General features: G+C 65.0%; 19 protein-coding genes. 14 read left to right on the plus strand and 5 right to left on the minus strand.

Annotation, left to right across the window (positions count from 1 at the left end):
• Positions 1 to 153 precede the first annotated feature (153 nt).
• The 3 genes from ACIBCK_RS38650 to ACIBCK_RS38660 form a co-directional block, all read right to left on the minus strand.
• A complete protein-coding gene (locus tag ACIBCK_RS38650) occupies positions 154 to 657 on the minus strand; it encodes a hypothetical protein (protein WP_399397987.1) in 504 nt (167 codons plus the stop codon).
• A 129-nt stretch (positions 658 to 786) separates the two neighbouring features.
• On the minus strand, positions 787 to 3,045 hold the full coding sequence (locus ACIBCK_RS38655; protein ID WP_399397988.1) for a hypothetical protein: 2,259 nt from the start codon (positions 3,043 to 3,045) through the stop codon (positions 787 to 789).
• Entirely contained in the window at positions 3,045 to 3,557 is a 513-nt protein-coding gene (locus ACIBCK_RS38660) for a hypothetical protein (protein ID WP_399397989.1), read from the minus strand. Before ACIBCK_RS38660 ends, ACIBCK_RS38655 begins: the two co-directional genes overlap by 1 nt.
• Before the next feature lie 396 nt (positions 3,558 to 3,953).
• Here ACIBCK_RS38660 and ACIBCK_RS38665 point away from each other — a divergent pair, with 396 nt between their 5' ends.
• The 10 genes from ACIBCK_RS38665 to ACIBCK_RS38710 all read left to right on the plus strand — a co-directional run bounded on the left by ACIBCK_RS38665 (position 3,954) and on the right by ACIBCK_RS38710 (position 12,488).
• Complete coding sequence (locus ACIBCK_RS38665) at positions 3,954 to 4,367, plus strand: hypothetical protein (protein WP_399397990.1); 414 nt, start codon at positions 3,954 to 3,956, stop codon at positions 4,365 to 4,367.
• A 1,699-nt stretch (positions 4,368 to 6,066) separates the two neighbouring features.
• Positions 6,067 to 7,239: a S8 family serine peptidase gene (locus tag ACIBCK_RS38670; RefSeq protein ID WP_399398019.1), complete on the plus strand. Its 1,173-nt coding sequence runs from the start codon at positions 6,067 to 6,069 to the stop codon at positions 7,237 to 7,239.
• Between the two features lie 57 nt (positions 7,240 to 7,296).
• Complete coding sequence (locus ACIBCK_RS38675) at positions 7,297 to 7,635, plus strand: WXG100 family type VII secretion target (RefSeq protein ID WP_399397991.1); 339 nt, start codon at positions 7,297 to 7,299, stop codon at positions 7,633 to 7,635.
• Between the two features lie 76 nt (positions 7,636 to 7,711).
• Entirely contained in the window at positions 7,712 to 7,990 is a 279-nt protein-coding gene (locus ACIBCK_RS38680) for a WXG100 family type VII secretion target (RefSeq protein WP_399397992.1), read from the plus strand.
• A 132-nt stretch (positions 7,991 to 8,122) separates the two neighbouring features.
• Complete coding sequence (locus tag ACIBCK_RS38685) at positions 8,123 to 8,515, plus strand: WXG100 family type VII secretion target (protein ID WP_399398021.1); 393 nt, start codon at positions 8,123 to 8,125, stop codon at positions 8,513 to 8,515.
• 32 nt (positions 8,516 to 8,547) lie between these two features.
• A complete protein-coding gene (locus ACIBCK_RS38690; RefSeq protein ID WP_399397994.1) occupies positions 8,548 to 8,853 on the plus strand; it encodes a WXG100 family type VII secretion target in 306 nt (101 codons plus the stop codon).
• Between the two features lie 194 nt (positions 8,854 to 9,047).
• Positions 9,048 to 10,700, plus strand: coding sequence for an RNase A-like domain-containing protein (locus tag ACIBCK_RS38695; RefSeq protein WP_399397995.1), 1,653 nt, complete (start codon positions 9,048 to 9,050; stop codon positions 10,698 to 10,700).
• 20 nt (positions 10,701 to 10,720) lie between these two features.
• The gene (locus ACIBCK_RS38700; protein WP_399397996.1) at positions 10,721 to 11,443 is read left to right on the plus strand and encodes a hypothetical protein; all 723 of its coding nucleotides are present in this window, start codon (positions 10,721 to 10,723) and stop codon (positions 11,441 to 11,443) included.
• A gap of 7 nt (positions 11,444 to 11,450) precedes the next feature.
• The gene (locus ACIBCK_RS38705) at positions 11,451 to 11,750 is read left to right on the plus strand and encodes an RNase A-like domain-containing protein (protein WP_399397997.1); all 300 of its coding nucleotides are present in this window, start codon (positions 11,451 to 11,453) and stop codon (positions 11,748 to 11,750) included.
• A gap of 30 nt (positions 11,751 to 11,780) precedes the next feature.
• Positions 11,781 to 12,488 carry a contact-dependent growth inhibition system immunity protein gene (locus ACIBCK_RS38710; protein WP_399397999.1) on the plus strand — a complete coding sequence of 236 codons (708 nt, stop codon included), beginning with the start codon at positions 11,781 to 11,783 and terminating at the stop codon, positions 12,486 to 12,488.
• A gap of 27 nt (positions 12,489 to 12,515) precedes the next feature.
• On the opposite strand, the gene ACIBCK_RS38715 is transcribed toward ACIBCK_RS38710, so the two are convergent.
• Positions 12,516 to 12,824 carry a DUF397 domain-containing protein gene (locus tag ACIBCK_RS38715; protein ID WP_399398001.1) on the minus strand — a complete coding sequence of 103 codons (309 nt, stop codon included), beginning with the start codon at positions 12,822 to 12,824 and terminating at the stop codon, positions 12,516 to 12,518.
• 135 nt (positions 12,825 to 12,959) lie between these two features.
• Positions 12,960 to 16,934 carry a type VII secretion protein EccCa gene (eccCa, locus tag ACIBCK_RS38720; RefSeq protein WP_399398003.1) on the minus strand — a complete coding sequence of 1,325 codons (3,975 nt, stop codon included), beginning with the start codon at positions 16,932 to 16,934 and terminating at the stop codon, positions 12,960 to 12,962.
• Between the two features lie 358 nt (positions 16,935 to 17,292).
• Here eccCa and eccD point away from each other — a divergent pair, with 358 nt between their 5' ends.
• The 4 genes from eccD to ACIBCK_RS38740 all read left to right on the plus strand — a co-directional run bounded on the left by eccD (position 17,293) and on the right by ACIBCK_RS38740 (position 23,427).
• Positions 17,293 to 18,810, plus strand: coding sequence for a type VII secretion integral membrane protein EccD (gene eccD, locus ACIBCK_RS38725; protein WP_399398023.1), 1,518 nt, complete (start codon positions 17,293 to 17,295; stop codon positions 18,808 to 18,810).
• 183 nt (positions 18,811 to 18,993) lie between these two features.
• Positions 18,994 to 19,281, plus strand: a complete 288-nt coding sequence (gene rpsO, locus ACIBCK_RS38730; protein ID WP_160507553.1) for a 30S ribosomal protein S15 — start codon at positions 18,994 to 18,996, stop codon at positions 19,279 to 19,281.
• 553 nt (positions 19,282 to 19,834) lie between these two features.
• The gene (locus ACIBCK_RS38735) at positions 19,835 to 22,051 is read left to right on the plus strand and encodes a polyribonucleotide nucleotidyltransferase (protein ID WP_399398005.1); all 2,217 of its coding nucleotides are present in this window, start codon (positions 19,835 to 19,837) and stop codon (positions 22,049 to 22,051) included.
• Positions 22,048 to 23,427, plus strand: coding sequence for a M16 family metallopeptidase (locus ACIBCK_RS38740; RefSeq protein WP_399398007.1), 1,380 nt, complete (start codon positions 22,048 to 22,050; stop codon positions 23,425 to 23,427). Before ACIBCK_RS38735 ends, ACIBCK_RS38740 begins: the two co-directional genes overlap by 4 nt.
• The last annotated feature ends 17 nt before the right edge of the window (positions 23,428 to 23,444 follow it).

A 23,444-nucleotide genomic window follows, 5' to 3' on the forward strand; every position in this document is an offset into this window, starting at 1 on the left:
CTGCACAACCTCGCCCTAGCCGGATAGGAGACCAGCCCGGTCTGCGGCCGTCCGCACCCGAGCCATCCCGGAGATCATTTACGGGACAACCCTTAATTTGAGCCGCAGTTGCGGATTGGTGATTCCTTACCGGCACGAAGAACCCAGATGCCATCATCCTTTCGAAGCTTCCTGCCCGGAGAGGCAGGCGCTGGATCCCTCAATTTCTTCTGTATATTTTTTGATCAAGGACTTCATTGCAGGCGTGTCGTCTGCTTCAGATGTAAATACTTGGATGGTTGTAAACAAATTCTGGTCTGGATGCTCCGAATCGGTGCATCCGTCGGACCTTCCGACTGCCCCGGTTCCCGAGTACAGATACTTCTTATCATCTGTTATGTGATCTGGTTCTACCCGGGCATGCACATTGGCCACATTGATTACACTATCTCTTTCGTCCCACCAGATCTGGCCAGCGATAATCACGGGATTGCCATCGACGGAGATTTTACATCGATCGGCCCCACCGTTGGGGGAACTCTGCTGGGATGAGACCTTCTTCCCCGGCGGCAGGAACGGCGTCAAGTGGTCAGACTTTACGGAAACGCCACACAGAGAGTCTGGTGTGGCGTACTCCTGATCTTCGCTAGCCGAGCAGCCTGTCAGCATGGCTGCCACGCTGACGACTGCCACACCGAGGGCGACAGACCTCCAGTGCTCTCGTGGAGATCTGATGTGGCGGCTGTTCAAGACTGAATACCCCCTTAGCTCAGGCGCGGTGCATCTATTTATCGCTGAAGTGCGATGTCAAATATCTGTCTTTAGATCTGACGCCATGGCGGTGACACTCGTTCCGGAGCGGTCGTACCCACGCCCCGCCGCAGCAAGCGCCCAATTTCCGGCATCAAGAAGATCGGTTCTGTCGTGGGCTTTTGCTGCAAGTTCTGCCGCCTTCTCAGTGTATTTGTTGTTGCTGTCCATTCCACTCTCCCAATGCTCACCCATTACGGGTCCAGCGGCAGCTTTAGCTTTCCCCTCGGCGTCTTTGAACAGGTCCTCAAGGATAGCGCCGCTGACGGTCGTCGCTGCCCCACCTACTGCCGCACCTGTAACTGGGTTGAGGATGAAGGAAGTGCCAATGCCAATGCCTGTTCCGACCCCACCCGAAATTCCATTTTTCCATTGGGCAACGGAGCGCTCGTAATCCTTGTCTTTCTCCTCCGCTTCTCCTGCAACAGCCTCAGCACGCCCCTGGGCAAGCGTTCCTGACACTTGGCCCGACTTGTCGGCGATTTCCTCAATTACGAATTTGTCGTCCTTGGAGTAGCGTAGATCTGTTGGCAGGTCGGGGTTTAGGTGGTATTCCATCAGGTCCGCCATGTAAGATTTCTGGCCTACTTCGACCGCTGCGTATCCCTCGTGGTTCTGACTGACAGAAAATAGGAATCGGGTAACATCTCGGTGATCAAGGTTTGCCTCACTGCCGGAAATGGGAAAGAGTTTATTTGCTTCCCCGTCCGGGTCGTTAATGATAGCTCGATTCATGTCCGGGAGATACTCCGAAGCGATCTGCCCAAAGCTGTCAGACATGTAACCATGGTCAGTAAGGTGCTTTGGATCGGCCGAGACCGACGCAAAGATACTCTCTGTCAGCTTTGCCTGTTCCGCATTGTGGGTCGGCATCTGGGCAGTGGGTAGTTCGCCTGCGGGATGTCCGGTGGTCGCAGCTTCAAGAGCCAACGCAAGGTTGTTTCGACCGGTGTCACTGTGTTCGCCCTGGGAGTCGAAATCGGTGGGCCACTCCCGTTCCTCGAAAAGGTACTGAAAGTTGGACTTGTTCTGGCCGTTGAATGGGTTATTTTCATCGTTCTTCGAAATGAACCGGTCATTGAAGAAGTCCGTCGCTGCGTCAGGATTGTTGGAGAGACCCTTCATGAAGCCAGTCATCGGGTCCCACCCCGTGTCGCTCCCCGTACGGTTGAGGTGAGGGTCGGAGGATGTTCGCCGCCACGCTCCGCCTTCGCCGTTTCCGGTGAGTTCCTTCTCAGTCTCCATCAGCTTTGTGCCGTAGCTGTGGAGGAACCGGTCGTCGAAGTCGCCCGAGCGCATGAGGTTGCTCATGACTTGGAACCCAAGAGGGCCGCCGCCACCACGGACAGGTTGGTTGCCGATGTCTACCATTTTGCTGGACCACTCCGTCATGCCGATCGCGTCGCTCTGAGTAGCGGTGGCAAGCGTGAGGCTCAGGTTCTTCTGCAGGTCGTCGAACTTTTCGTGCCGAGCGTGGTTCAACTCCGGGTTTGTGTCCGGATCGTTGATTCCGGCCCAGAACTCCAACGTTCCCTTCGCCCCAAGACTGGTGGCGAACCGCTGTGAGAACAGCTCGTCGTCCGCGAATTTCTTGAACCCCGAATTCAGCCTGTCGAATTCAGCAGTGCTGAGATCTGCCGGGTCCTTCTTGGCCAACTTGGAGAGCTCATCAGCCTTCTTGATGACATCGGCCGCTTCATCCCTGTCGTTGTAATCGACCCCGGAGAATCCGACGGCACTCTGATCCGCGATGGCCAGCAGGACCGTGCTGGCCGTACTGTCGCTTTCGGTCGCCTTGTTCAAGATCTCCTGGATCTCGTCTCGCAAGGCTGTAACATCACCCTCACTGGGCTCGGCAGCCGACGCCCCCTTGGCGGTGCCGTCGGAGTGACCGTCCGCCTTGACGGTGAAACCGTTGCCGGACGCGATGACCTTCAGGTTCTTGTCCAGACCGTTCTCGATGGCTGTCTTCAGCTTTCGCTGATAGTCCTTGAGCTCGTCTCGAGTGTCTCTGAGGATGCCGCGGATGGACTTCGCCTGAAGGTGAGCGTCATTGAACTCCTCAGCCGTCTTGCCGATGAATTCCTTGGACACGGTGGCATTCACCCCTGCCCAGTTGGCCTTGCTGGCTGCGGACTTGAGCCCCTTGCGGGCCGACTCCTCCAAGCGGTCGAGGTTGTCGACCATCTTCGTCCAGTCAGAGACGGCGTCGTCGAGCAGCGAGAAGTTGGCGGTGCGGAGCGCTTCGAGATCCATCAGTCGTCCTTCTTCTTGCGCGGCTCTCCGTACACCGGGTTCGGGTCACCGGGTTTACCCACCCGCTCGTTGAAGCCCGCATCGAGTGCGTCGATACTGCTCATCTGGCGGTGGATGTAGTCCTCGTCGCCGGCATGCAGCTTCTTGGTGACTCGCATGTGGTTGGAGATGTGCCCACATGCGTCACGCAGAGACTTGAGTTGTTCATCCCAACGGGTGGCCACGTGCTGTAGGGCCCCGCCCAGCGCGAAGCCCTGTGTCGTCAGGTTGCCCGCGGCCTTGTCTGTGCTCGGTACTGCCAATCGGGCCTGATCCCAGAGCCGCTCAAAGAGGCCGTGTGCGTGTTCACCGATCTTCGCGAGCCCGGCTTCGCTGACCTGGAGGTCACCGTAGGAGCCGGGCTCTGCGGTGGGGCCGCCACCCATTCCGGGATCCGTCTGATTGAGTTGCATGTGCGCCGACTGGCGCTCCGCCGCCTGCGACTTCAGCTGCTCCCACTCATCCCACGCCATGGGCACATCCTTCCCCCGTAAGCCCGGCCACCCCAGACGGATGACAACGTCTCGACTCAACCTAACAACGCGCTTGCCTGATGGGGGTGTTGTGCGTGGCGTCGCAGTCCTGTTGGCCGGTAGAGGCTGCGTCGGTGCCGACTCGTGCCTTGTGAGTTGATTTGGGGTCGACCTGGCGCTTCGTTCAGTGGCCGATTCGCAACTGGCCGAATGCAAAGTTCAGTTGGCTGTCACGCTGAGTGTGACTAGAGTGACGCGGGCGCGATAAGTGACCACCTAGCCACCGCGGTCGTGAGACGGCCGGGCAGGCAGGTAACGGGGAGGGTAGGCATCGTGCTTGCTACAGATGGGCGCGGGGGTACGGCGCCGTCATCGGACGCCGACCTCAGGCGTGGTTTGGAGGCGCTGAAGACGTTTCGTCGGCGCGTCAACGCGCTGCTCACGGAGTTCCAGGGTTCGGCGGGCGGTTCCAGCGAGGTCGGGGGATACAAACTCTCCCGAGGCTCCTTCAGCGGCGGGGGCAGTGCGTTTCCGGCAGCCGATGGCCTGTACTCGCAGTACAACCAAGTTCACGAGCGGCTGACCTCGCTCTCCAAGATGCTCGGTGACCAGATCGATGCCATGAGCATCGCGGTGCACGGTGCGGACGTCGGGTTCGACAACCTTGATGAGGACCTGAGGCAGCGCTTCTGGGCGATTCAGACCAGGGTCGACCGTGATGCGGCTGCCGCTCAGCGCGAGAAGGACGGCATGCCCGACTCGCCCCGCAGCAATACAGACGACGGCTCTGACTCCGGGTGGCGTCTGTGAGCTTCGAAGGTCACCGCCTCAACGACATGATCGACCTGGTCGAACAGGCCAATCCCGCCGAGTTGGAGAGCGCGGGGGAGGCGCTCAAGAAGGCGCGCAACGCAATTGCTGCGGCTGCCAAGGAGCTTGGCGAGCACATCGATCGAGTCGACTGGGAAGGCGAGGCGGGAGAGGCGTTCCGCAAGTGGGGCAAGAACCTCGTCAAGGACACGCACAGCCTCTCTGCCTTTTCTGACACTGCCAGCGTTCAGATCGCATCCGCAGCTGCGGGCCTGGCGTCCGTCCGCAGTTCGATGCCGCCCCGGGACCAGCGCGCCGATCCGAAGATGGTCGAGGACATCCCCACCCCCAAGCGGGTGGACGGCAATCCGGAGTTCGACGCCGCGGCCAAGGCGGAGAACCATCGCCAAGAGGCGATCAACCAAATGAACCGGTTGTCGTCGTTCTACCAGGTGTCGCAGCACTCGATGGCTGGGCAGGAGCCGCCTACGTTTTCGGCTATGCCGAATGTGGGGGTACCGATGCCAACGGACAGGGGTGATGGCATCGGTGGTGGGGGCCGCGGCGCGGCGAGTTCCCCTACGGTTCCCGCCGGCACTCAGGGAGTGTCACCTGGCTCCGTCGACACTGCGACGGCAGGCCACGCTCCTTCGGACGACTCTTCGCCGCCCCGGATCGCCGAACGTGGCCCGATCACCGCTCCGGGCTCGATCGGCATCCCGGACCGGCCTGTTGGTACGGAGATTGACAGCGTCGGTACTTTGCCGCCACAAACCGTCAGTCCGGCACCCGGTTCGCAGCCTCCGGGTCCTGGTCCAACGGGTATTGGTGGAGAGCCTGCCCCTCCCTTCGTGGGTGGCCCCCGGAACCCTGCGATCAGCGGCCCTGTGACTCGCACCGCAGTTCCTGCAGTAGGTCCGAAGACTTCGCTCCCCGCTCAGGCGCGAACCATGGGCCCGGTAGGGCCAACTGCGGGCCCTGAACGTGCTCCTTTGGGTCCGATTGGGCGTGCAGGACAGACAGCCCAAGGAAGGAACGTCAGTGGTCCGGCGGCTAGTGGGCAGCCCCCAATGGGGCGTGCTGTAACCGGAGGAACGCCACGACCCAGCGATGTGATGGGCCCACGTTCTGGCATTCCCGGGACTGGTGCGGGCCGGGCCAATGGCGTTGTTGGGGGGCGGCCTGCCCCTGGTCCGGTGCCGGGCCCCAGCAGTTCTCGGGTGTCGCGCGGCCCGGTCATTGGCGCTGAGGGCACTGGTGGTTCAAGAACCACAAGTGGAGGCGGAAACCAGCGCGGGGTAGTGGGAGCGACACCTCAGCTCCCGGCTAATGGGGGGCAGTTGCCTCGCCGATCCGCTAGCAATGCTGATGGTGTTGTCGGGACCCCCAGGAGGCGTATGCCCGCCCGCGGGGGTCGCGGTGACGGGTTCACCACCGGTGGAACAGGCTTGGTGCGTGGCTCTGGAGGCAACAGGCAACGTCCTGATGAGGAAGAGGGCACGCAGCGACCGGGGCACCTGGTTGAGGACGAGGAAACACATCTGCCTAGTGGCCGGCGGCAAGTGCCGCGGGTAAGCGACTGATCGCGAGCGAGGACGTGCAGGGCATGGAGCCAAAATGCGGCCAACATGGCGAATGGGTTGAGCCGTTTTCGGGGTCAGCGCGGAGATTTGTCGGCCTCGTGGGCTCGACAGTCGGTGTGTTGACCCTCGTGTCAGTCGGGTTGGCTCCGAGTGCTGTTGCCGACGATGTTCAGTCCAAACAGTGGCACTTGGATGCCATGGGCGCCGATGACCTGTGGAAAGTCAGCACTGGCAAGGGAATCAAAGTCGCGGTTGTCGACACTGGCGTCTCGGAGACTCCTTCCCTCGAAGGCCGCGTGCAGCCGGGCAAGGACGTGACGGATCTACCTGGTGGATCGATGGATGACTATGACAGGCATGGAACCACGATGGCGGAGCTGATCGCGGGATCCGGCCGAGGTGGGGGGATCAAGGGTTTGGCGCCCGGAGCGGTAGTCGTGTCCTTCCGTACCAATCTGGGCGATCAGTTCAAGAAGGAGGGCAGTCGGAGTGCCGAAGCCATTCGAGCCGCGGCCGACAGTGACGCCCAGATCATCAGCATGTCCTTCGGTTCTGACTACATGTATCCGGATCAGAAGGAAGCGGTGAAGTACGCGGCCTCGAAGGGCAAGTTGATGTTTGCCAGCGTCGGAAATAACAGAGAGAAGAAGAACTTCATCGGGTATCCCGCCGCATACCCGTCTGTCACGGGAGTCTCCGCTGCGGACAAGTCCGGCAAGGTCGCTAAGTTCTCTGAACGCGGGGACTACGTGGATTTGGCGGCACCGGGCCTAGGTCTCCCCGCATGGTGCGATGAGACCTTCCGTTCGTACTGCGACGACGGAGACGGAACCAGTGCGGCCACTGCCATCGCCTCCGCATCCGCCGCCCTGATCTGGTCCAAGCACCCCAACTGGACGGCCAACCAAGTCCTACGCGTCCTCCTCGACACGGCAGGCCGCGACTGGCCGAAGGACGATCCGAGTGTCTACCTCGGCTACGGACTCATCCGGCCGGCTCCCAACTTGCTGGAGGGGAAGGGCGACCCGGGTCCCGCGGACGTTGACCCCCTCACCAACGAGAAGACACCCGGTTCCGGGCCCGGTAAGGAGGCCTCCCCGTCTGCCCCCGCACCGTCTCCGTCGCAACCCGCGAAGAGCCCCGCCGACGCCGGGGCCCCAGCGGCGGCTTCGAGCGCCAAGTCTGGTGACAGCAAAGGCCAGATGTGGTTGATCCTCGGCTCCATCGCCGCAGCCGCGGCAATCGGTGGCGGCGTCTACGCCGCGATGCGTGCCCGGCGCAGAGCCTGAACGCGATACGGCATCACTCGACCCGTACCAACAACCGTCCAAGAAGGGGGCCCAGCCGTGGCTGAAGGCCAGAAGTTGAACAACGAGCAAGTGGCTCTGCTGAAGAAAGAGATCGTGGGGAAGTACGACTCGGTCCAGCAGCAGGTCAAGCGCCTCCAGGGCACCCTCGACACGATGGAGGTGAACTGGCGAGGAGTCGGAGCTCATGCGTTCGACAAGAAGCAGACCGAGATCAACGACCGTATGCAAGCGATCGGGCGAATCCTGGTGGATTTCCTGGACGGCATCAGCGGCAACGAGAGGCTCACGGAGGGACTTGAGGACCAGGTCCGATCGACGATGGACAGCATCGACGTTCAGTACGGCGGTAAGCAGTCGGCCATCAACAGCTACTGAGCACCGAGTTCCTCAGGGACGCGTTCCCGAATGACTGAAAGACGGGGTAGGCATGGTAAACGTTCACTACGGCGAGATGGCAGTAAAGTACGGCGGCCTTGACGCCATCACGACCGAACTCGGCAACCAGGCGAAGCAGTTGGAAGCCGACCTCGCGGACATCAAGCGTGCGGTGGCGAAGGTGGCCGAGGGGTGGGAAGGCAAGGCCCACGAGGCGTACGTCCTGCAGCAGAAGGAGTGGGACAAGAACGTCGAGGCCATCCACCGTGCTCTCGTCGAGATCGGCCAGAAGGTCGGCCAGGCCGGCGGTGACTACCGGGGCGGTGACCTGAAGGGCGCCAGCTACTTCCAGTGATCTTGAACAACAGGCAGGTCCGGGGTGGGCACGCACGGGAGGTGCTCACCCCGGCGTTGTGTGAAGTGTTGTGGCACGCCCTGATGGTCGAGCCAGGTGGCCCACGAGGTGGGAGCTCCGGACTGGAGTGTGATGGAGGGTAGAAATCTTGCCGCCTCCGATGCCGAATTGACCAAGCTGGCCGACGATCTCGATGACATGCAGGATCACTTGGACAAGCAGGTCCGTCGTATGGACGCGATCGTCGACTCCATCGAAGGCGGCTGGTATGGCGCCGCAGCCAAGACCTATCGGAAGTTTCACCGCGAGGCGGCTGAGGACGCGGTCCGCATCCGCGAAGTGATGAAGCTGATCGAACAGGCCGTACGGCTGAGCAGGGACGGTTTCACTCAGCGGGAGCTGGACACTCTCCAGCATTTCCGGGCGATCCAGGTGTCCGTGGATGTCGAGGCCGAAGCCCGCGAATTGTCCACACCGAACCCAGATCCGGCCGCGCCCCAACGCAGCCGCATCCATGACTTCTGACCATCTAGAGACGCGCGACGCCAGGGGGACACGTGCAAGGTGATGACGACCGAATAGCCGTCACATTCGCCACGCTACAGAGCTTGTCCGGGGACCTTGAAGACATCCTCAGGAAGCTCAACGAGAAGCTGGACGCGCTCTATCCGAGGGTGGAGAAGGTAGTTCTGTCCTGGGAGGGCGAGACACGCGAAGCGTTCATCGACAAGCTCGACGAGTGGGACAAATCGGCACAGGACCTTGAAGCCGCCCAGGCCTGGTTGCACGACATCGTGGTCAACGGCCACGTCAACTACGCGACGGCGCACAAGGCGGTCCTGCGAGGCTGGGGCGCGGTCTGATGTCCACTCCTGCCCCGTCGCCGTCGGAGACTCCCCCCGCTCCGTCGGGAGGTAGTTCCTCCGCTCCATCTGCCGGTGGGGCCAGCCCGACTCCGGAGCCCTCGCCAGGTGGTCTCAAAGACCCGCAGGGCAAAGACATTTCACGCCAGGACACGGGCTCCGCCCGCCGACGACGCGTCGAAGAACTGAAGGGCATGAAGCCGGCCCCTCCGGGGAACAGTGTTGGTTTCGACATCCAGCCGCAGCATGTCCACTATGCGGCCTTCCGGCTCCGCAACGGTCACTACGATTTCAAGGACGACTCGAAGAGCCTGGTCGATACGTTGGACGAGTATGCCCGCGCAGCCGGTTGTGGCAGCGGTCCCGAGGCTTTCGCCGCGGCGTACGCGAAGGTTGCCGCCCGCTTTCTAGAGGTCTGGGTGAAAGCCGCGGTAGGAGTGGGTGGCGCTGCGGTGGGTCTTACGGTCACGGCCAACAACTACGCGGCGGCCGAGCATGCGGCGCACCCGACGCCGACACCGGTTCCGGCAAAACAGCAGCTCCCTGACGTGATCCGCAGCTCCCATCCGTATGGTCCGGCGGCGGAACTAGGGTGGGGCGGTGGAGATGCGCCCGACGAGTCCCGCTTCGGCAACGTGATCATCGATGGAGTGGGCGGCGCGTTCTCATGGGTCGGCAGTGAGGTTCTGCGTCCTGTCCTGAAGCACGCCCTGCGACACGGAAAGGTCGCCGACATCACGCCTGGCGGCGACGACATCGATCTGCCGAAGATCGCAGAGGCGTGGCGGACGGCGGCCAAGGATGCCAAGCGAGCCGCAGATGGCTTCGACGATGCCATCGCCTACCTCACCAACTCCGCGCCCGCGCATAGTGAGTGGCAGGAAGCGATGCAGACCTTCTGCAGCAGCATCTGGGGGACCACCGCCTGGGGCAAGGAGTCGTTCGGCCGTAAGTGGAACCACAGGGACGGCCAGAGGCCGGCACTGGATGTGCTCTGTGACACCGCACGCGAGGTCGGTGCGGCCTGCGACAAGCTCAGCGCAGCGGTCGTGAAGGTCAGATCCACGATCACGGACGTCTACTGCGACGCGGCGAAGAAGACCTTTGAGATCAAGGGATTCCGTGACCTGCTGGAACTTGCCGGAGGGCCCGCTGAGTATGCCCTCGAATTCATCGCCCACATAGATTCGGGCCGTTTGAACCATGCTGTCGACGCGTACAACCAGACGGCTCACACGCTGGCGGACAACGTATCTGAACTTAAGGGAGCGCTTGACGAGGCATACCTGAGTGTTCCTGATTTCGCAGCTGAAGAAGCACGGGCAGAAGCGTTCGGAGCTCGATCGCTCAATGACTTCAGGAAAGAGCACAAGTGGACTGACCCTGCGGACGCACAGAACGGCAGGTTTGAGATTGACTTGGCAGGCCAGGAAGGAATCGGAAACAGTCACATCATTGAGAAGCATGTAGGGAAGTCGGATGATCAACTACTTCAGCGCTTCCGAGATGACGTGAAGCCGAACGGTAAACCTTTCCCTGGCTCGTCCTCTTCTTTCATGACCCTCGAGGGTGCGCAGAAATTCACTCAACAGAGCATCAATGTGAATAGTGCCGAAATTAATGCATGGTTGGCGAGCCAGCCGGACCCGAATCCTGGTAACAGGACACTGGGCCTTCCTGTCTACGAAACTGGTGATACGACGGGAAGGACTGTGTCGAAGGCTGATTATTTGACCCAGGGGGAGAATGCTCCGGTGCGCGAAGTTACGAAGGTGAAGACCGTGCTCCGATGGGACGGATCGCTCCGCCCACCCTTCATTGTCTACACTTCGTACCCAACATCCTGAAGAGAGTCCAGGCAACTCCCATGAAAGACCCCGAGGCCGTGCACAAGACGTCCGTGGAATGGTGGCAACAGCACCGAGGAGCCGCATTGATGCTCGGGGAGCTGGACTGGCAGGCGGTGGCCGGTGTCGAGCGGGGAGATGATCTGTCGATAGCCTTGTCGCGGAGCCTGATGCACTACTGCAGGCGGCAGCAGCTCATGCCCGCTCTCACGGCGCGGCAGCCCGAGGAGACCGGCGAATCTCTGCGCAGGATCCTCTCCTTCGAGGAGGGGCACCCCGCACTCCCCGTCCTGACCTCGAGAATTCCTGCGGATATCAGTGGACGATTCGGCGTTCGCGTCATCCTCGAAGCCTGCTGCGAATACATTGAGGCGGGAGATTGGAGGGCTTTCAATCTATCAGCAAATATCCCCGAGAGTGAAGTCGAAATCCGTGGGAACTTTCCCAATTTGATCGGATTCTCGGAAGCGTTTCTCGAAGAATCAGATGGTGAAGACGTCGCGAGTATCATCTCGAACTATATCGACGAGTGTCACCCCAACTGCTCGTGGGTTCTTCCCCAGTTTGTCGGCGAGGCGTATCGGGCGTTGGCAGCCTATCCCTCGGAGCGTCTCATGGTGGAAGCTTTTGATCACAAGGTCCCCATAGCGTCCGTCACGGGAACTACGTGGGCGGAGTGGTTCACCTGGATCGCGCGAGAATTCACACGACACATGTCAGAACACCACTCCGTGCCTGCCTAGGATCACCATGCTTACCAGCTCCGCTACCTACCCCGACCGCGAAACCGCCCAATGGGCCACCCAGCAGGTCGTCACCCGCAACGAACAGCTCATCCACCGCTGGCTCGCCCAGGCCACCCGGCAGCGCCTCACCATCGAGGCTGCCTGGCCGTCGCGGTCCGAGCCTGTCGGACGCGTGCTGTTGCAGGCGATGATGCTCGCCGGACGTGACCCCGTCGATACGCGCGCCGCCCGCGTGGTCCTCAAGCGGGACAGCTCGAGCTCGCATGGTTTCGTCGTCCACGCCACGTTCCCGATCTACCTCTAGCCTCCGCACTACCCGAGAGGGCCAGCAGCCGTGCCCATGAAACCGCTAGAACATGACCACCGCTACGGCGAGTTGGACCAGGTAATTCGTGCCTACCTCGGGCAGCGCGCGGACGATGTGGATGACAAGCCGAGCGCCGCGCTGCTCTCCTATCTGCGCCACACATGGCACACACGTCCCACCGCGCTCGCGGTCGCTGAACAGCAACTGCGGGAGTACGCCCGTAACCCACCCGGACGCCTTCGGCTTCGGCTCGGAGAGTTCTATCCCATCCCCGACGTGGGACTGGCCGAGTCCGAGATCCAGGCCTGGCTGCTACTGCTGGCCGATCACATCAAGCACAGCGTCGAGGCCGGGGAGGTTCCGCCCCCGGGCACGCCTGCCACACACTGGGAGTGGCACGCCCGCTTCCCCGAACTCGCACAGCTCCTCGGCGGCTGGTTCTCCCAGGACATGCCGGAAGAGTTCTCCGACCACGACGCGGCACTTCGCGACTACGCCGAGACCACCGAACCACAGCTCACCTCCCGACTCGTCGGCGAGCTGCACGAACTGCTTGCGCTCGACCTCGATGAGACCGACTACGTTCTGGCCGTGGCCGAGCTCGGCATGGAGGTAGATCCGCCGGAGCCGTACTCGGCAAGCGGGTGGCTCGCCTTGGCGGCCGACCGCCTGGGCGGATTCCCGACGGGCCACGGGCCCTCGGGGAGTGCGGAGTCCGGCGGGGCCCCGGCTTAGTGTGACACCGCGGCGACGGGGGCCGCCCTATTCAGCCCTTACCCCACCCGTCCCGGACGAAGGCTCCAGATCGAACTCCCCGTCCCGCGCCCCGAGTACGAACGCCCGCCATTCCGCCTCGGTGTACCGCAGCACGGTGTCCGGGTCCAGGGAAGACCGCATGGCCACCGCTCCCTCGGGGAGGTAGGCGATCTCGACCCGCTCCTCGTGCGCCTCGGTGCCCGGTGCGCTGTGCCACTCCACACCGGAGATGTCGAGGGCGTAGAGCTCGTTCTTCTCCCTCTCCTTGCGCGCCGCGACGTCCTGCTCCGGCCCCTGCTCCTCTGCCTCGGCCATGGTGCAGTGACCCCTTCCTGACGTGCCAACGAACGGTTCGCTCACCCTACTTGGAGCCCTCCGTGGTACGCGCTGTATTCGCCTGGACTCCGATCATTCGTGTGTCATGTGCCGGGGGGTGCCGGGAATGACCATTCAGAACTCCCCAGCCACCAACCCCGTCTGCACCAACGGCTTCCCCCTCCGTCGCGAAACGAAGGTCCCCCGCCCCGCCGGCATCGCCCGCGGCCGCACCCCGCCCAGGATGTCGCCCTCGCCCGGATCCCCGGCGAGCACCACACCCTGCGCGCCCAGCTCCTTCATCCGTTGCATGAAGGGTTCGTACGCCGCGCGTCCCGCCCCCGCCGACGACCGCGCGATGATGAAGCGGACGCCCACATCGCGGGCGAAGGGCAGCAGCTCGGTGAGCTGGCCCAGCGGGTTGCCGCTCGATGTGGACACCAGGTCGTAGTCGTCGACGATCACGTACACCGTCGGCCCTCGCCACCAGCTTCGTTCGCGGAGTTGCCGGGCGGTCACGTCGGCCGTGGGCGTGCGGCGGTTCATCAGGTCGGCCAGGGCCGTCATGTGGTGGTCCATGGCGTTGGACATGGGGATGTACTCCGCCAGGTGTGAAGCCGGGGTCACGTCGAGCAGGGAGCGGCGGTTGTCGACCACGAACAGTTTGCAGTCGTCGCCGCTGTAGCGCTCGGTGAGGCGGGTGATCAACAGGCGCAGCAGGTTCGACTTGCCCGACTCGCTCTCCCCGAAGACGAGGAAGAACGGGTCCTGCTCGAAGTCCACGAAGACCGGTTCGAGGTTGGTCTCGTCGAGGGCGAAGGACACGCCCCGGGTCGGGAAGATGTTGCCCGGGGGAAGCTGCTCGGAGGGCAGCTCCCTCGGCAGCAGTCGGACCTCCGGTGCGCCCGGCTCCGTCCAGTGGCGGGACACCTCGGCGGTCAGGGTGGACGTGGCGTCAGCGAGGTCCGTGTCGGACGACAGGCCGTCGATGCGCGGGACCGCCGCCATGAAGTGCTGCTTCTGAGGGGACTGGCCCCGGCCGGGCACCCCTGCGGGGACATTGGCGGCGACCTTGCGGTCGAACTCGGAGTCCATGGTGTCGCCGAGGCGCAGTTCGAGGCGGTTCATGAGGTGGTCCTTGAGGTTCGCGCGGACCTCCATCGACCTCGACGCGGCGAGGACCAGATGGACGCCGTAGCCGAGGCCCCGCGCCGCGATGTCAAGGACCACAGGCTCCAAGCCCTCGTAGTCCGCGCGGAAGTTGCCCCATCCGTCGATGATCAGGAAGACGTCTCCCCACGGCTGGTCGGCGACCGAGATGTCACCGCGGGCCCTTCGCGCCCGGAATTCCGCGATCGACGGGATGCCGGACGTACGGAAGTACTCCTCGCGGCGCGTCATCACGCCGTACACCTCGGCGACCGTACGCCGCACCCGCTCGGGGTCGAGGCGTGAGGCGACCCCACCGACGTGCGGGAGACCGGCGACGGCCGCCATGCCACCGCCGCCGAAGTCCAGGCCGTAGAGCTGCACTTCACGCGGAGTGTGTGTGAGGGCGAAGGACGCCATCAGTGAGCGCAGCAAGGTCGACTTGCCCGACTGCGGACCACCGACGATCTGCATGTGACCCGCCGCGCCCGAGAAGTCGCACCACAGTGCGTCACGCCGCTGCTCGTACGGCTTGTCGACCAGGCCGAGGGGGATGACGAGCCGCCCCGCTCCCTCGTACCCGGGCTGCGTGAGCCCGCGCCCCGGAACGGCCGTGAGCCCCGGGAGCAGCGCGTCCAGGGACGGTGGGCTGTCCAGCGGAGGCAGCCACACCTGGTGGGCCGCCGGGCCCTGCGACTCAAGGCGGCGCACGATGACGTCGAGGACGGTGTCGGACAGCGCGTCGTCCGGGTCCGCTGCCGAGGGAGTGCGCGGCTCCGGAACCGCCACGGCGGCGTAACGCACGGGAACTTCCGCCGCCGTGAACAGCACCGGACGGCGGTCCACCGGCCGCGGCCCGCCCAGCGCCGCGGCTTGCTGCGAACCCGAACGGTAGACCCCGGAGACGTACGCAGCCTTGAAGCGCACCATCTCGTCCGTGCCGTACTTCAGGTAGCCGGAGCCGGGCACGTTCGGCAGCTGGTAGGCGTCCGGCACGCCGAGTGCCGCGCGTGACTCGGCAGCGGAGAACGTACGCAGACCCACGCGGTACGAGAGGTACGTCTCCAGGCCCCGCAGTCGTCCCTCCTCCAGGCGCTGCGACGCGAGGAGCAGGTGAACGCCGAGGGATCGGCCGATACGGCCGATCTGTACGAACATCTCGATGAAGTCCGGCTTGGAGGTGAGGAGTTCGCTGAACTCGTCGATGACGAGGACCAAGGAAGGGATCGGCTGGAGCGGGGCGCCGGCCGCGCGCGCCTTCTCGTAGTCGTGGATGTTCGCGTAGTTGCCCGAGTCGCGCAGCAGTTCCTGGCGCCGGTTGAGTTCGCCGCGGATGGAATCGCCCATGCGGTCGACGAGCGTCAGGTCGTCTGCGAGGTTGGTGATCACGGCGGCGACGTGCGGCATCTGGGCCATGCCCGCGAAGGTCGCACCGCCCTTGAAGTCGGCAAGGACGAAGTTCAGGCTCTCCGAGGAGTGAGTGACGGCGAGGCCCAGCACCAGCGTGCGCAGCAGCTCCGACTTGCCGGAACCGGTCGCTCCCACGCACAGGCCGTGTGGGCCCATGCCTTCCTGCGCCGCCTCCTTGAGGTCCAGCATCACGGGACGGCCGTCCTCACCGACGCCGATCGGCACGCGCAACCGCTCTGCCTGCGCGCGCGGGCGCCACGTCCGGGCCGTGTCGACGGAGTTCGCGTCACCCAGGCTCAGCAGGTCCGTGAACTCGAGGTTGGCGAGCAGCGGTTCGTCGTCGTCTCCTCCGGACGCCACCCGTAGCGGGGCCAGTTGCCGGGCCAGTGCCTCGGCGCCCTCGGAGGAGAGGAGGTCGGGGGTGCCCTCGTACACCAGGCCGTGTCTGGACTCGATGCGCAGCGATTTTGGGTGGACGACGAGGGACAAGCCGCCCCGTCCGCTGGTCAGTTCTCCCGGCACGACTTCCAGGACCGTCACTCCCTGCAACCCTTCAGGGGAGGCGAGGACCGAGATGGGAGGCAGCGACAGGCCGTCGAGTACGACGACGATGTGCGGCTCGTCCTGCACGTGAGTCCCAGTGGGGTGGAAACGGGGCCGGCCCTGCAGCCGGGCGGCGAGCATCGCCTCGAGCTCCATCGGGTCGCTGGTGATCAGCCGGCGGCTGCCCGCACCGTCGGCGTTGCCCTGCGCCTGGCAGTGCGGCAGCCACTTCGACCACTCCCACTCCGGAGCGGCCGTTCGCCCCGCGGCGACCGCGATGACCAGGTCTTGCGGGGAGTGCAGCGAAGCCAGGGAGCCGGTCAGCGCGCGGGCCGATGCCCGCACGGCGCCGGGGTCGCCGCTGACCGTCACGTGGTAGAAGGCGCGCAGGGAGACCGCCATCGGCAGGTCCTCCAGCGTGCTGTGCGTGGCGAGGAAGCGCTGCATCGCACCCGCGGTGAGTGGTTCCAGTTGATCCACCGCAGCGGTCTGCGGCGCAACAAGAGGCGTGGCCAGCGACTGCGGCCCGAGCCCGACGCGTATTTGCCCGAAGTCCTCGTCCCCCGTGCGCCGTTCCCAGACCCGGCTGCCCTCCGCGACAAGGGCCCACAGCTGTTCGGGGGAGGGGTGGAGGTAGTACTGCGCGTCACGCTGGGCCCTCGCGGTGTCCAGCGCTTGGCGCCTGGTCTGCTTCAGGTACCGCAGGTAGTCGCGCCGCATGTCGGCCAACTCGCCTTGCGTGCCACGTCGGTAGCGGATCAGCATCGCGACCGACATCGCCACGGTCGAAGCGACCATCACCATGCCCATGATCTTCATGAACGGATGCGAACTGGGCATGAAGAAGAACACCACGGAGCCGCCCATGCCCAGCATGGGAAGGAGCTGCATCATCGCGCCCTCGTGCTGCCCCCGTGGCAGCTCGGGCGGAGGCTGCACCACGATCTCCGCGGTGGGCACCTGGGACGGCAGAGCCCGAGGTGGGCGCTTCACGACAATGTGACTCACTACGCACCAATTCCCCTACAGGGCCGAGGTGTTCCGTCCGCCGCCCCGTTTCAGGCGGACGCAGGCCGCTGTGTGATCCTACTGATACAGGTGGTGACGAGTCGGCGGTAGGGTGCCGAATGTGCGCGTGAGCACCTGCTAATCAGGCCGAGGAGGTGCCCAGGCAACTGGGCCGTGAATCGGGGCATTTAGCGGTATGTGGTGAGGGTCGGCCCCAAGAACCAGCCAGTCGGACCGGATTGCGGTGCGACGAACCGTACGGTCGGGCACAGTCGCCGAACACGCAACACCGACGTAGGCACCACTGATGACATCGCCATCAGGACCATCAGTATCGAGGGGGAGCAGCAAGGTGAGTATGACGGCCTCGTCGACGGCCACCGGATCGGGCCGGCCCGGCCCGGGAACGCCTCCGGTGCCCCCCTCCGGAGTCGGCACAGGGTTCGGCTTCTGCCGGGTCACCATCGTCGCGCCCGACAGCCGGATCGACGTTGCGCTGCCCGACGACATCCCGGTCGCCGACATCTACCCGGAGATCCTGCGTCTCTCCCGGCAGCGCCCCGCCGAAGGTGCCCCCGTCGGCTACCACCTCGTACGCCGCGACGGCGCCGTGCTCGACAGTGCCCGCTCCTTCGCGGCACAGCGCATCCTCGACGGTGAGCTCCTCACACTGCGTCCCTTCTCGGAATCGCTGCCGCCCGCCGTCTTCGACGACGTCTCTGAAGCCATCGCCTCCGCGGTGACGCGTGACCGCACGCAGTGGGACGGCGACCTGACGCGGGTGGCGGGGCTCATCGGCGGCGCGGTCCTGCCGGCCCTCATCGCCTTCGTGGCCTGGACCGCGGGCCCTCGCCACGACATGCACAGCCTCCCGGGAATCCTCGCCGCCGTCGCGGGTCTGCTCCTGCTCACCCTCGCCTGCGTCCGCGCGCGAATCTACGACGACCGGGCCTCGGCCATCGCGCTCGGCCTCGGCGCACTGCCGAACGTGGCCGTGGCCGGATCCGGGCTGCTGCCCCTTACGGAGCACCAGGGCATCGGCAGGCTCCAATTTCTGCTCGCATGCGCGGCTGTGCTCGTCGCCTCGGTGATCCTCACGCTGGTGTCACCACGCGGGGATGGGCCGTTCGTCGCCGTCGTCTGCGCCTCTGCCGTCGGCCTGATCACGGTGTTCATCGCGACGCTCAGCAACCTGGAACCGATCGAGACCGCGGCGCTCTGTGCCCCACTGGCCGTGGGGGCGCTCGCGTTCCTGCCAGGCCTTTCCATGCGGTTCGCCCGTCTTCCCATCGGCTTCGAGTCCCCGCACGCGGCACGCAGCGAGTACGGCGCGGAGCCGGAGCCGCAGGAGCCGATCGACGCCGAACGCATCGCCGCTCAGGCCCGCCGCGGTCACGAGCTGCTCGTTGGCCTGGTGGGCGGCTGCGCCCTGGTGTCGGTAGGGGCGGCCGCGGTACTCGGCTTTTCCGACGATGTCTGGGGGCAGCTGCTGGCCCTTGCCACCGGTATCGCGATGCTGATGCGCGCCCAGCTCTTCCGCTACACGGCACAGGTCGCCGCCACGCTGGTCGCAGGTCTGGGGGCGCTGGTGCTGCTCGGACTCGGCCTCTGCCTCAACCCGCCGCAGGAGCTGATGCAAGATGCCCTGCGCGGTGACAGTGCGGCTCTGAATGTCCGTACGCTATGGCTGGTCGCTGTGATCGCGGCCGCCGCCGCACTGGTGACGGCCGTCGGTCTGATCACCTCGCGCCGCGGCGTCACCCCCTTCTGGGGCCGCTTCACGGAGATCGCGGAGGGCTTCGTCCTACTGACGCTGGTCCCGCTGACCTTGGCAGTCTTCGACGTCTACGCGGCAGCACGGGCCATGACCAGCTGACCCGAGCCGACTGGTACCCTATGTAACGGCCGTATGTGTACGCGCCCCCGGACCCCTGGATCAGGAAGCTGATCGAGGCCTGGAGGCAGCGCCCAGCGGACCTTGCCTTCCGAGTTGTGGAAGCTCCCCTGCGATGTAGACCAGGGGCACTCGGTGGCCACGAAAAGACTACGAGGAGTAAGCGTGTCGCTCGACGCCGCTACGAAGAAGCAGATCATGACCGAGTTCGGCCAGAAGGAGGGCGACACCGGCTCCCCCGAGGTCCAGGTCGCCATGCTCTCCCGCCGCATCTCGGACCTGACCGAGCACCTCAAGACCCACAAGCACGACCACCACTCCCGTCGTGGTCTGCTGATCCTGGTCGGTCAGCGTCGCCGTCTGCTGCAGTACCTGGCCAAGAAGGACATCAAGCGCTTCCGTGCGCTGGTGGACCGTCTGGGCATCCGTCGCGGTGCGGCGGGCGCGAAGTAAGACATCGTGAAGGGAGCGGTTCCCACGCAAGAGGGGATCGCTCCCTTTGCTGTATGCGCGATCGCTGTATGCGCGATTGCTGTGTGCACGATTGCCTAATGCGCAATCCGCACCATGGTCGCGTTCCGCACCACGGTCGCGATCCGCACCACAGTGGGCATGCTCTACGTGCGAAGTGTCACCGGCGCTTTGTAGTCTGGTTGCACAACGTCATACACAGCACGTCGTGCACGGCGTGATACGCAGACGCACGACGCACGACGCACACCCACCGGGCCGGGCAGAATCGGACTGCGCGGTCCACAGACGTAACGGCGTCGCACATGGCGACGGGACGACGTCACACCGTACGAGGAGAAGCGCACCTCAAGGAAAGCCGCCGCCGGTCCTCGGTAGTGGCCCCCGGGGTCAGGGCGATGTCCCAGAGACGTCGCGAGACCCCCGGGAGCTTCGATCGAAGACCGGCCCGCACCAGTAGGAGCGCTTCTCCGCCACCGTCCCCGTGCCACACGGGCCAGGGGACGAAAGACGACAAGTAACGGAGAAAACGCTAGTGGAGAACGAGACCCACTACGCCGAGGCTGTTATCGACAACGGCACTTTCGGCACCCGCACCATCCGCTTCGAGACGGGCCGCCTGGCCAAGCAGGCCGCAGGCTCCGCCGTCGCGTACCTGGACGACGACACCATGGTGCTGTCGGCCACCTCCGCTTCCAAGCGGCCCAAGGACCAGCTCGACTTCTTCCCCCTCACGGTGGACGTCGAGGAGCGGCAGTACGCCGCCGGCAAGATCCCCGGTTCGTTCTTCCGTCGTGAGGGCCGTCCCTCCGAGGACGCGATCCTGACCTGCCGCCTGATCGACCGCCCGCTGCGTCCTTCCTTCAAGAAGGGCCTGCGCAACGAGATCCAGATCGTCGAGACGATCATGGCGCTCAACCCCGACCACCTGTACGACGTGGTCGCGATCAACGCCGCCTCCTGCTCCACGCAGCTGGCCGGCCTGCCCTTCTCGGGCCCGATCGGCGGCACGCGCGTGGCGCTCATCAAGGGCCAGTGGGTCGCCTTCCCGACGCACACCGAGCTCGAGGACGCCGTCTTCGACATGGTCGTCGCCGGTCGCGTCCTCGAGGACGGCGACGTCGCGATCATGATGGTCGAGGCCGAGGCCACCGAGAAGACCATCCAGCTGGTGAAGGACGGCGCCGAGGCCCCGACCGAAGAGGTCGTCGCCGCCGGTCTGGAAGCCGCGAAGCCCTTCATCAAGGCGCTCTGCAAGGCCCAGTCGGACCTCGCCGCCAAGGCCGCGAAGCCGACCGGCGAGTTCCCGGTCTTCCTGGACTACCAGGACGACGTCCTGGAGGCCCTGACCGCCGCCGTGAAGTCGGAGCTCTCCCAGGCGCTGACCATCGCCGGCAAGCAGGAGCGCGAGGGCGAGCTCGACCGCATCAAGGAGATCGCCGCCGAGAAGCTGCTACCGCAGTTCGAGGGCCGCGAGAAGGAGATCTCCGGTGCGTACCGCGCGCTGACCAAGAAGCTGGTCCGCGAGCGCGTCATCAAGGACAAGGTCCGCATCGACGGCCGTGGCCTGACGGACATCCGTACGCTCGCCGCCGAGGTCGAGGCCATCCCGCGCGTGCACGGCTCCGCGCTGTTCGAGCGTGGCGAGACCCAGATCCTGGGCGTCACCACCCTCAACATGCTCCGCATGGAGCAGCAGCTCGACACCCTTTCGCCGGTGACGCGCAAGCGCTACATGCACAACTACAACTTCCCGCCGTACTCGGTCGGCGAGACCGGCCGCGTGGGTTCGCCCAAGCGCCGCGAGATCGGCCACGGCGCGCTCGCCGAGCGCGCGATCGTGCCCGTGCTCCCCTCGCGCGAGGACTTCCCGTACGCGATCCGTCAGGTCTCCGAGGCCCTCGGTTCGAACGGCTCGACGTCCATGGGCTCGGTCTGTGCCTCGACGATGTCGCTGCTGAACGCCGGTGTGCCGCTGAAGGCCGCCGTCGCCGGTATCGCCATGGGTCTGATCTCGCAGGAGATCGACGGCCAGACGCACTACGTCGCCCTCACCGACATCCTCGGTGCGGAGGACGCGTTCGGTGACATGGACTTCAAGGTCGCCGGTACGAAGCAGTTCGTGACCGCGCTCCAGCTCGACACCAAGCTCGACGGCATCCCCGCCTCGGTCCTGGCCGCCGCGCTGAAGCAGGCCCGTGACGCGCGTCTGCACATCCTCGACGTGATGAACGAGGCGATCGACGTTCCGGACGAGATGTCCCCGAACGCGCCGCGCATCATCACCGTCAAGATCCCGGTGGACAAGATCGGTGAGGTCATCGGCCCGAAGGGCAAGATGATCAACCAGATCCAGGAGGACACCGGCGCCGACATCACGATCGAGGACGACGGCACCATCTACATCGGTGCCCAGCAGGGTTCGCAGGCCGAGGCCGCCCGCGCCACGATCAACGGCATCGCCAACCCGACCATGCCGGAGGTCGGCGAGCGCTACCTGGGCACCGTCGTGAAGACGACGACCTTCGGCGCGTTCGTCTCGCTCATGCCGGGCAAGGACGGTCTGCTGCACATCTCGCAGATCCGTAAGCTCGCCGGCGGCAAGCGCGTGGAGAACGTCGAGGACGTCGTCGGCGTGGGCCAGAAGGTCCAGGTCGAGATCGCCGAGATCGACTCCCGCGGCAAGCTCTCCCTCATCCCCGTCGTCGAGGGCGAAGAGGGCGACGACTCGAAGGACGACACCGACAAGTGACGTCGCGTAGCACCACGACGACGGCCCGCCCCTCTTCGGAGGGGCGGGCCGTCGCCCGTACCCAAACCCTCCTCAAGGGCAAGGACGGCATCGGCACGGTCCGCCGTACGACGCTGCCGGGCGGCCTCCGTGTCGTCACCGAGACCCTGCCATCCGTACGGTCGGCGACCTTCGGGATCTGGGCGAACGTCGGATCCCGCGACGAGACGCCGGCCCTGAACGGCGCCACGCACTACTTGGAGCACCTGCTCTTCAAGGGCACCAAGAAGCGCAGCGCCCTCGACATCTCGGCCGCGCTCGACGCGGTCGGCGGCGAGATGAACGCGTTCACGGCGAAGGAGTACACGTGCTACTACGCACGCGTGCTCGACACCGACCTGCCGCTCGCCATCGACGTCGTCTGCGACATGCTGACGGGCTCCCTGATCCTCCAGGAGGACGTCGACGCCGAGCGCGGCGTCATCCTCGAAGAGATCGCGATGACCGAGGACGACCCGGGCGACTGCGTGCACGACCTGTTCGCGCACACGATGCTCGGCGACACCCCCCTCGGCCGCCCCGTCCTCGGCACCGAGGAGACGGTCAACGCCCTCACGGCCGAGCGGATCCGCCGCTTCTACAAGAAGCACTACGACCCGACCCACCTGGTCGTCGCAGCCGCGGGCAACGTCGACCACAACAAGGTCGTACGCCAGGTCCGCGCCGCCTTCGAGAAGGCGGGCGCCCTCCACCGCACCGACGCGACCCCGGTCGTCCCGCGCCAGGGCTCACGCAGCCTGCGCACGGCCGGCCGCGTCGAGGTCGTCAACCGCAAGACCGAGCAGGCCCACGTCATCCTCGGCATGCCGGGCCTGGCCCGCACGGACGAGCGCCGCTGGGCCATGGGCGTCCTGAACACCGCGCTCGGCGGCGGCATGTCATCCCGCCTCTTCCAGGAGGTCAGGGAGAAGCGCGGCCTGGCCTACAGCGTGTACTCGTACACGTCGGGCTTCGCCGACACCGGCCTCTTCGGCGTGTACGCGGGCTGCCGCCCGAGCCAGGTGCACGACGTGCTGAAGATCTGCCGCGACGAGCTCGACGACGTCGCGCAGAACGGCCTGAGCGACGACGAGATCGGCCGCGCGATCGGCCAGCTCGCGGGCTCCACCGTCCTCGGCCTCGAGGACACGGGCGCGCTGATGAACCGTATCGGCAAGAGCGAGCTGTGCTGGGGCGAGCAGATGTCGGTCGACGACATGCTGGCCAAGATCTCGGCGGTCACCCCGGACGAGGTCCGCGAGGTCGCCCGTGAGGTCCTCGGCCACCGCCCTTCGCTGTCGGCCATCGGTCCGCTCAAGGACAAGCAGGCCGCCCGCCTGCACGAAGCGGTCTCCTAACTCCCTTAAGGAATCAG

It is taken from the genome of Streptomyces sp. NPDC051218 (genome assembly GCF_044455475.1).
Taxonomy (GTDB): Bacteria; Actinomycetota; Actinomycetes; order Streptomycetales; family Streptomycetaceae; genus Streptomyces.